This window comes from Aquiflexum sp., assembly GCF_977115555.1.
On the sequence record NZ_CDSBKL010000189.1, the window covers coordinates 1 to 7,793 of the forward strand.

The window sequence follows — 7,793 nt, forward strand, 5'->3', positions numbered from 1 at the left end:
GAATTTTTGAGAAGATTGGATATAAAAAGAAATATGGTACATAAAAATTGAAATAAAGTGGAAATAATTTAGGGTATTTTTTTGCCCAAAAAACTATTTCCGGAAAAATGGAAAAAAACAAGGCAGGTTTGGGAAACCTGCCTTGTATTAAAGAGATGAAATTCAAAGTTTTAATCTATCGGAAATCCTTTGGCAGCCCACCAAATTCCACCGTAGACATGCTTGAGGAAGTCTGCATCTAAAAAAGCCCAGTCTGTATGACCCATTGCGGTGTAAAACATCCTTCCTCCATCATATTCATTGGTCCAGGACATCGGATGGAATTCTCCCATTCCGTCTTTGGGATCATAAGTTCTTTCGTCAGCTGTAATCAGAACTTTTACATCAGGATTGAAATTTTTGAAAGCATAAATCTCGTCTGACCAAACCCATTTTTCGGGAAGATGGTAAGTAGCAGGATGCTCACGGTTGACAACATTCAGCTTCAAAGTCTGTTGATGCGGGTGGTTCATAAATTGTGCCCCGATAAGCTTCGTGTACCAAGGCCATTGGTATTCAGTATCAGTGGCGCTGTGGATACCCACTATGCCTTTTCCTGCCTGGACAAAACGTTGGATGACGGCCTTTTGCTCGTCATTGAAAATCGTCCCCGTAGTGCTCATCATCACGATGACATCAAATCGCTCAAGGTTTTTGTCGGTAATAAAGCTTTCATCTTCGGTTGTGAAAATATCAAAAATCTGGTCTCTTGCGAGTTTTTTCAGGGCGACGACTCCATCAGGAATAGATTGGTGTCTAAACCCTTTGGTCCGGCTGAAAACCAAGACACGGAATTGGGGATTGCTTTGGGCAAAAGATTCCAAGCTCAAGCCAAGCATCATGATGCAGACGAGCAGTAGAGTGGATAGGTAGGTTTTTAGGTTCATGTTATTTTAGTATCAAGATGTTAGTATCAAGTATCAAGAGAAGAGGTGAGAAATTAGAGACGAGAAGCGAGAAACGAGACATGGAGAATAAAAATTTTTCAATTTTGTAATTTTTCAATCTTCCAATCTTCATTTAACCATCCCATATTTTTCTCCGGCTTCTTTTCTGGTGAAAGCATTGAAATGCCACCATTCGGAGCCGATGCCTGTAAAACCTCCATGTTTCATGGCCATTCTCAGGATTTCACGGTTGAGGATATGTTCTTTGGTAATATTCCCTTCTAACAGCATCTGGGCTTCCCGGTCGGGATAAGCCGGATAGCCAAAGAAATCAAAAGGCGTCCCCATATCCAATTCTTTGCCGGTTTCCTGATAAGCCAAAGTCAGGTCCACAGCCACACCGAAATTATGCAATCCACCCACCTTTGGATCCGCGACATACAAGGGCTTGACACTATCGGGTTTGTCCAATTCATCCCAAAGAATCTGTTGTACACTTTGCGGCCTGACCCCATCAAAGACCAAAAAAGTCAAATCCGGATGTTCTTCTTTCAGCTTTTGGTATGCTTTTTTGAGCATTTCTGCGACTTCAGGCTGTACATAGCACCTTGTCAAATCACCATATACATCTTTGCCAAAGAAATTATCAGTGGTCGAATATTTCAAATCCACAAAAATCCCCGGAATCACCACCTCCACATCCACCAATCCTGCATCGATGATTTTCTGTTCCAGTTCACTGACTTCATACTTGATCTTAAACTGCTCATCCCCGATAGCCACCAAATCATCGATTTCAACTCCATTGGAAGTCTGCTCATTGATCTTTGACTCGCAGCCGAGTAAGATTAAAAAGAAGATAAAGAGGGATAAATTTTTCAAGACAGAATCATTTAAAGTTTTTTGGTAATGACAGTGGCTGAAGCCTGAGCTGTAGGAAGCATCACGATGTCTGCCAATACCACATGTGCCGGCCGACTGACAGCAAAGGCAATGGTTTCGGCAATGTCTTCAGCAGTCAATGGCTGAAATCCCTGATACACTTTCTTGGAGCGCTCTGCATCTCCTTTGAACCTGACCATAGAAAACTCAGTCTCCACCAAGCCGGGATGGATGCCGATTACTTTGATACCATAAGGATTCAAATCCATCCGCATTCCTTGGGTTATAGCATCCACAGCATGTTTGGAAGCACAGTAGACATTGCCATTGGGATAGACTTCCTTGCCTGCAATGGATCCGATATTTACGATGGTGCCAGACTTTCTTGCGATCATGCCGGGCATGATTTCTTTGGAGACATAGAGCAGGCCCTTCACATTGATGTCCATCATGGCATCCCAATCGTCGAGACTGCCGCTTTGGATGGGATCAAGGCCGTGGGCATTTCCTGCATTGTTGACCAGGATGTCGATGTTTTTCCATTTATCGGGAAGATTCCCAAATTCCTTATGAACGGCCGCTTTTTCCCTGACATCAAAGCAAAGTGTCAATAACTCCGTCCCACCCGGAAGTTCTTTGCCTAAGTTTTCCAATCTATCTTGACGCCTTCCGGTGGCAATAATGGCGTAACCTAACTTTGCCAAAGCAATGGCTGTAGCTTTCCCTATTCCTGAAGTAGCACCGGTGATGCAGGCAATTTTCCTTTCCATAGCCTGAATCTAAAAATTATTGACATGGAATGAAATAGGGAATCTATGAAAGGAGGAAAAAAGCCTTGAGGAGTTCCAGTAGGCAGTTTTCTGAGACAGTGGTCTTGGAGGTAAATGGTAAGAGGTGAAAAGTAAGAAGTTGGGTGTAGGTAGGTAGCGTTCAGTTTTTCAGTGGTCAGAATATATTGTTGGAGCTATGGACCATCGACCATGGACTATCTGACTTTATCCCATTATTGGAAATTGAGGTAAAGAGTGATGGATTTTCTTCTGATTTGTGAAATGGCATCTCTGAATGCCGGATTTGACTCTTCCGGAACATAGACATCCAACAAACCATGGGAAAACCGGACTTCAGGAGAAAATTTGAAAAACTTGAAATAAAGGTCGAAACCCATTCCAAAGTCTACAGTAAAATCCCTACCTGTGGTGACCAAATCCTCAATGTTTGCTTCTTCCTGATCTTTGGTGCGGAACATGGCAGATCCACCTCCGGTAAAGAACATCCTTGTATTGTTGAAGCGCTGGGATTTATACTTGAAGATCAAAGGGAATTCCACCATGGTGGCTTCATTGATGTATGTTTCCCTCCTAAATGTGATTTCATTGTTCGTGTTGCCGTTTCCAGGATTGGGTTCAAAAAAATTGACATCCGTCCGGAACTCATAAAAACCGACTTTTGGGGTAAAAAGCACATTGAGTTGGTCATTTAACCTGACAGTCGCCAAAAATCCCAAAGAAAACCCTGCTGAATATACCGGAACAATGCTTTGGATTCTCCTCAGGTCAGTATTGGTAGGATCTAGAAAAGCCTCAGAATATTTCATCCGCCAGGTATTGGAGTGCCCGGCAAGAAAAAACCCATAGGATATAAAATTCTCATCCTGACCGGCTTTACTGATTTCGTTAAACCGGGATTGTGCACTGACTTCCGATATCAGAATAAGTACGCCAAAAATGGAGAAGGCTATTTTTCTCCGATATAAATTGAGCTGATTCCGAAAGTGAGCGGTTTGCATTGGGTTTGTTTAAATCCGACTTTTTTTAATACTGAAAGGAAATTCTCTCCATCAGGAAAGGCTTGGACTGATTCAGGCAAATAGGTATAAGCTGAATTGTCTTTGGACACCAATTTACCGATTTGAGGCAAAATATATTTGAAATAAAAGTTATATCCTTGCTTCATCGGGAATTTTTTGGGTTTGGAAAATTCGACAATTACCGTTTTTCCTCCCGGCTTCAAAACCCTGTACATATCCGACAGCCCTTTTTCGAGATTTTCGAAGTTCCTGACACCAAATGAAACGATGACGGCATCAAACTTATTATCTTCAAAAAGTAACTTCTCAGAATCTCCCATCTGCAGGTCGATGATATGGTCGAGGTTCCTTTTCTTCATTTTTTTCTTGCCTTCCTCAAGCATTCCTTTAGAAATATCCACACCGATCACCTTATCAGGATTGAGTGCCAAGGCCTCAATGGCAAAATCACCCGTCCCGGTCGCAATGTCCAAAATCAACTTTGGCTTGTCTTTCTGCAATAGTTTGATGGCTTTTTTCCTCCAGGTAATGTCAATACCCAGACTGAGAAGGTGATTCAAAAAATCATATTTCTTGCTGATGTTGTTGAACATCTCGGCAACCTGCTCTTTTTTGCCTTCCTGCTTTTCTTTGTACGGAACTACTGACATGTCATTTTTGAAACTGTGGTGCAATATTACTAAGGAAACCCGAGCAATCTAAAATTGTTGGGAATTAATGCCTATTCCAGCTCGCTATCTTATTTAATTTTGATTTAATCAGGTATTTCGCCTCTTTTCCTAAAAATATTTGGGCTAAAAATTCTACCGGAATTGACTTCGATCCCCTATCGAAAGGATACTGTGACAGTATTTAAGCCAAATGACTTACCTTTGTGGCAAATAATATTTCCCATGATCAAAAAAGCAGTCTTCCTCACCAGCAACACTGACTATACAAAATGCCCGGCTCCTGAAAAGCCCGAATTTGCTTTTATCGGCCGATCCAACGTAGGCAAGAGCTCTTTGATCAACATGCTTACCAACCATAAAGGCTTGGCAAAAACATCCCAAAAACCGGGAAAAACCCAGCTGATCAACCATTTTCACATAGATGACAAGTGGTACATGGTCGATTTGCCGGGTTATGGTTTTGCGGTAGCAAGCAAAGCCATGAAAGCCACTTGGGAGAAAATGATCCGGAATTACCTGACCAAAAGGGAAAATCTAGCGGCAATCTTTGTGCTCATTGACAGCAGGCTGGAACCTCAAAAAATAGATCTGGAATTTATCATTTGGTGTGGCGAAAACGGAATTCCCTTTGTTTTGGTATTTACCAAAGCTGATAAAATGGGTATGGAAAAATCCACGGCCAATGCCCGGATTTTTTTAGACAAAACCATCGAAATCTTTGGAGAAGAACCCCAATATTTTATCACTTCCGCCGAAAAGAAAGAAGGCCGCGAGGAACTGAGTGCATTCATAGAAGGCGAAGTCAGGGAATATTTGGAATCGAAGAAGTGAAAATGGTTATTTGGTTAAATGGTTATAGTTTAATTGTTGTGCATAGAAAATAAATGCCTGAAGGTCAAAACTACCTGCTGTGGACTATGGACTATGGGCAATTGGGCGCACCCAAAATGACTCATAATTAACCTTCATACCTATTTGCGGATAATCATATCTTCCTATATTTGCAGCCTTTAAATCATAGCAGAAAATGAAATTCAACGAAATCGCTACCATCTCCGGCAAACCGGGTCTCTATAAAATCCTGAAGCCTTCACGTGGAGGTGTCATCCTCGAATCCATGGACGAGAAAAAAGGCAAGCTCATTGCAGGTGCCAACCACCGAGTTTCTGTCCTTGCTGAAATCTCCATGTACACCATGACCGAAGAAGGTGCAACACCTTTGGAAAATATCCTCAAAAGCATCGAAAAGGAATTTAAAGGCGATGTGGGATTGGATGCGGATGCGGATGCCGACGAACTGAAAGCATTCCTGAAGCATGTGCTTCCTGATTTTGACGAAGACAAAGTATATCCTTCCGACATCAAAAAACTCGTCGCTTGGTACAAAATCATCCGCGAACATGCACCGGAGGTTTTGGAAGATCAAGCTGATGGAGCAGAAGAAACCAAAGAAACAGAACCGGAAGCTTGATTTCAATCAAAATATTGAGGTTCGAATCTTAGAATAAAAGTGGGGGTCTTTCCCCACTTTCTTTGTTTATACCAAACTCTGAACTAGCATGAATCTTCCATTGACCAAAGAAGCCGCCCAATACCTCCAAAAAGATTTTTCGCTTCCTGCCTTAACAGAAGCTTTTTCCGAGGAAGATTTGGTTTCCCTGCTGACTCCTTTGATCAAAACCATGCTCGACCGGGACTTTGAAAAACTCCTTCAGATCTGCTACAGGGTGGATCTGGGGGAAGAAAAACTGAAAACCATCCTCCACAAATCAGATCCTGAAACTTTGGCTTCAGACCTTGCCCGTGCCTTGGTCGCAAGACAAATCCTGAAAGCCGAAATCAGAAGGAAGTATTCGGAAGGTTGACCATTTTTAAGTCTTTACAAAACTTCCTTTTTCAACATTCAAAAACGCACCAACTTCTTCCACCATTTTTTTGGAACCGATATATAAAGGCGTCCGCTGATGCAATGAGGTAGGTTGGATATCCAAAATTCTACCTTTACCATTCGTCGCCATACCTCCTGCCTGCTCGGCAATAAAGGACAAAGCATTGGCTTCATACAGCAGTCTGAGTTTTCCTTTTGGGGATTTTGCGGTGGCAGGATACATGTAAATTCCACCTTTCAGCAGGTTTCGATGGAAGTCAGCGACCAAGCTTCCGATGTACCTGGCGCTGTATTCATTGGATTTACATTTTTCGATATAGGCTTTTAATCCCTGCTCAAACTGATTGTAAGTTCCTTCATTCACGCTATATATATTGCCGTCTTCAGGTGCGCACATATTGGGATGGGAAAGGAAAAACTCACCCAATGAAGGTTCATAGGTAAAACCGTTTACTCCGTGACCGGTGGTATAGACCAACATCGTCGAAGAACCATAAAGTACATAACCTGCTGCCACCTGTTGGTTGCCGGGCTGCATGATGTCCTCAGGCTGAATCGGACTTCCTGCGGGAGTGACTCTCCTGTAAATAGAAAAAATCGTCCCGATGGAAATATTCACATCGATATTGGAAGACCCGTCGAGGGGATCAATGGCAACGACATATTTGCCTGACTTGTTTTGTAGGTCGATGACTTCATCATCTTCTTCAGATACCACTGCACAGACTTCACCCCCCTTAGTCAAGGCTCGGGTAAAGCGGATATTGGCGATGACATCGAGTTTTTGCTGTTCTTCGCCCTGCACATTGGTTTGTCCAAAAGCACCACCGATATTTGCGAGGCCTGCACGGTTGGTTTCACGATTTACTATCTTTGCTGCCAAAGCGATGTCCCGGAGTAGTTGGGACAATTCTCCGGATGCAAAAGAAAATTCCTCTTGTTTCATTTTGATAAAACGGTCCAAAGTAGTGCCGACCGAATACGCCAAAGAGGAGTCAGATGGGGAATAAAGTTTTGTTTTCATGATATAGGAAAAATACAATTATTGGGTTTATATATTTAAAATTACAAATTAATTTTTATGGCAAAAACATTTGTATTCAAATTTGGCGGGGCTTCTGTGAAAGATGCTAAATCTATCAAAAACTTACGTGAAATTTTATTCAATCGATTGCGGAATCATACCGTAATAGTGGTTTCAGCGATGGGAAAAACCACCAATGCCTTGGAGGAATTGTTGAATTTAAAACTTGCCGAAAAGCCCTTTCATGAGAATAGTACAAAATTAAAATACTATCACCTCGATATTTGTCGTGAACTTTTTCAACCCGAAAATCTCATTTTTCCTGCCATAGAGAATTTTTTTTCACAGCTCGACAGGGTGTTGGAAAAACCAATCAATAAAGAAAATTATGATGAATACTACGATCAGGTAGTCTCCTTCGGAGAATTGGTTTCATCCAGAATCGTGCAGGAATACCTCTGCGCTGAAGGAATCCTGTGTCTTTGGCAAGATGCGCGGGAAATCATTGCTACTGACAGCGACTATAGGGTTGCCAAAGCAAAATGGGAAAAAACCGCTGCCGAATGCCAAAAACATCTGATGGCAAAGTTGG

The 7,793-nt window shown here is 42.1% G+C and carries 10 protein-coding genes; 4 read left to right on the forward strand and 6 right to left on the reverse strand.

Annotation, left to right across the window (positions count from 1 at the left end):
* Positions 1–170: 170 nt before the first annotated feature.
* The 5 genes from ACZFYI_RS12040 to ubiE all read right to left on the reverse strand — a co-directional run bounded on the left by ACZFYI_RS12040 (position 171) and on the right by ubiE (position 4,268).
* Positions 171–926 (reverse strand): ThuA domain-containing protein, encoded by a 756-nt coding sequence (locus tag ACZFYI_RS12040; RefSeq protein ID WP_462524377.1) that lies wholly within the window; start codon positions 924–926, stop codon positions 171–173.
* Positions 927–1,055: 129 nt separating this feature from the next.
* The gene (locus ACZFYI_RS12045; protein WP_462524386.1) at positions 1,056–1,721 is read right to left on the reverse strand and encodes a M15 family metallopeptidase; all 666 of its coding nucleotides are present in this window, start codon (positions 1,719–1,721) and stop codon (positions 1,056–1,058) included.
* 98 nt (positions 1,722–1,819) lie between these two features.
* On the reverse strand, positions 1,820–2,578 hold the full coding sequence (locus ACZFYI_RS12050) for an SDR family NAD(P)-dependent oxidoreductase (RefSeq protein ID WP_462524378.1): 759 nt from the start codon (positions 2,576–2,578) through the stop codon (positions 1,820–1,822).
* 233 nt (positions 2,579–2,811) lie between these two features.
* The gene (porT, locus tag ACZFYI_RS12055) at positions 2,812–3,597 is read right to left on the reverse strand and encodes a type IX secretion/gliding motility protein PorT/SprT (protein ID WP_462524379.1); all 786 of its coding nucleotides are present in this window, start codon (positions 3,595–3,597) and stop codon (positions 2,812–2,814) included.
* Positions 3,546–4,268: a bifunctional demethylmenaquinone methyltransferase/2-methoxy-6-polyprenyl-1,4-benzoquinol methylase UbiE gene (gene ubiE, locus ACZFYI_RS12060; RefSeq protein WP_462524380.1), complete on the reverse strand. Its 723-nt coding sequence runs from the start codon at positions 4,266–4,268 to the stop codon at positions 3,546–3,548. Before ubiE ends, porT begins: the two co-directional genes overlap by 52 nt.
* A gap of 243 nt (positions 4,269–4,511) precedes the next feature.
* On the opposite strand from ubiE, the gene yihA reads away from it, so the two are divergent.
* The 3 genes from yihA to ACZFYI_RS12075 all read left to right on the forward strand — a co-directional run bounded on the left by yihA (position 4,512) and on the right by ACZFYI_RS12075 (position 6,154).
* Positions 4,512–5,120: a ribosome biogenesis GTP-binding protein YihA/YsxC gene (yihA, locus tag ACZFYI_RS12065; protein ID WP_462524381.1), complete on the forward strand. Its 609-nt coding sequence runs from the start codon at positions 4,512–4,514 to the stop codon at positions 5,118–5,120.
* A gap of 196 nt (positions 5,121–5,316) precedes the next feature.
* Entirely contained in the window at positions 5,317–5,760 is a 444-nt protein-coding gene (locus tag ACZFYI_RS12070) for a DUF5606 family protein (protein WP_462524382.1), read from the forward strand.
* Positions 5,761–5,848: 88 nt separating this feature from the next.
* Positions 5,849–6,154, forward strand: coding sequence for a hypothetical protein (locus ACZFYI_RS12075; RefSeq protein ID WP_462524383.1), 306 nt, complete (start codon positions 5,849–5,851; stop codon positions 6,152–6,154).
* Positions 6,155–6,160: 6 nt separating this feature from the next.
* Here ACZFYI_RS12075 and fbp read toward each other — a convergent pair whose 3' ends face one another.
* Positions 6,161–7,201 carry a class 1 fructose-bisphosphatase gene (fbp, locus tag ACZFYI_RS12080; RefSeq protein ID WP_462524384.1) on the reverse strand — a complete coding sequence of 347 codons (1,041 nt, stop codon included), beginning with the start codon at positions 7,199–7,201 and terminating at the stop codon, positions 6,161–6,163.
* Between the two features lie 57 nt (positions 7,202–7,258).
* On the opposite strand from fbp, the gene ACZFYI_RS12085 reads away from it, so the two are divergent.
* The coding region (locus tag ACZFYI_RS12085) for an amino acid kinase family protein (RefSeq protein ID WP_462524385.1) at positions 7,259–7,793 on the forward strand (535 nt) is incomplete at its 3' end.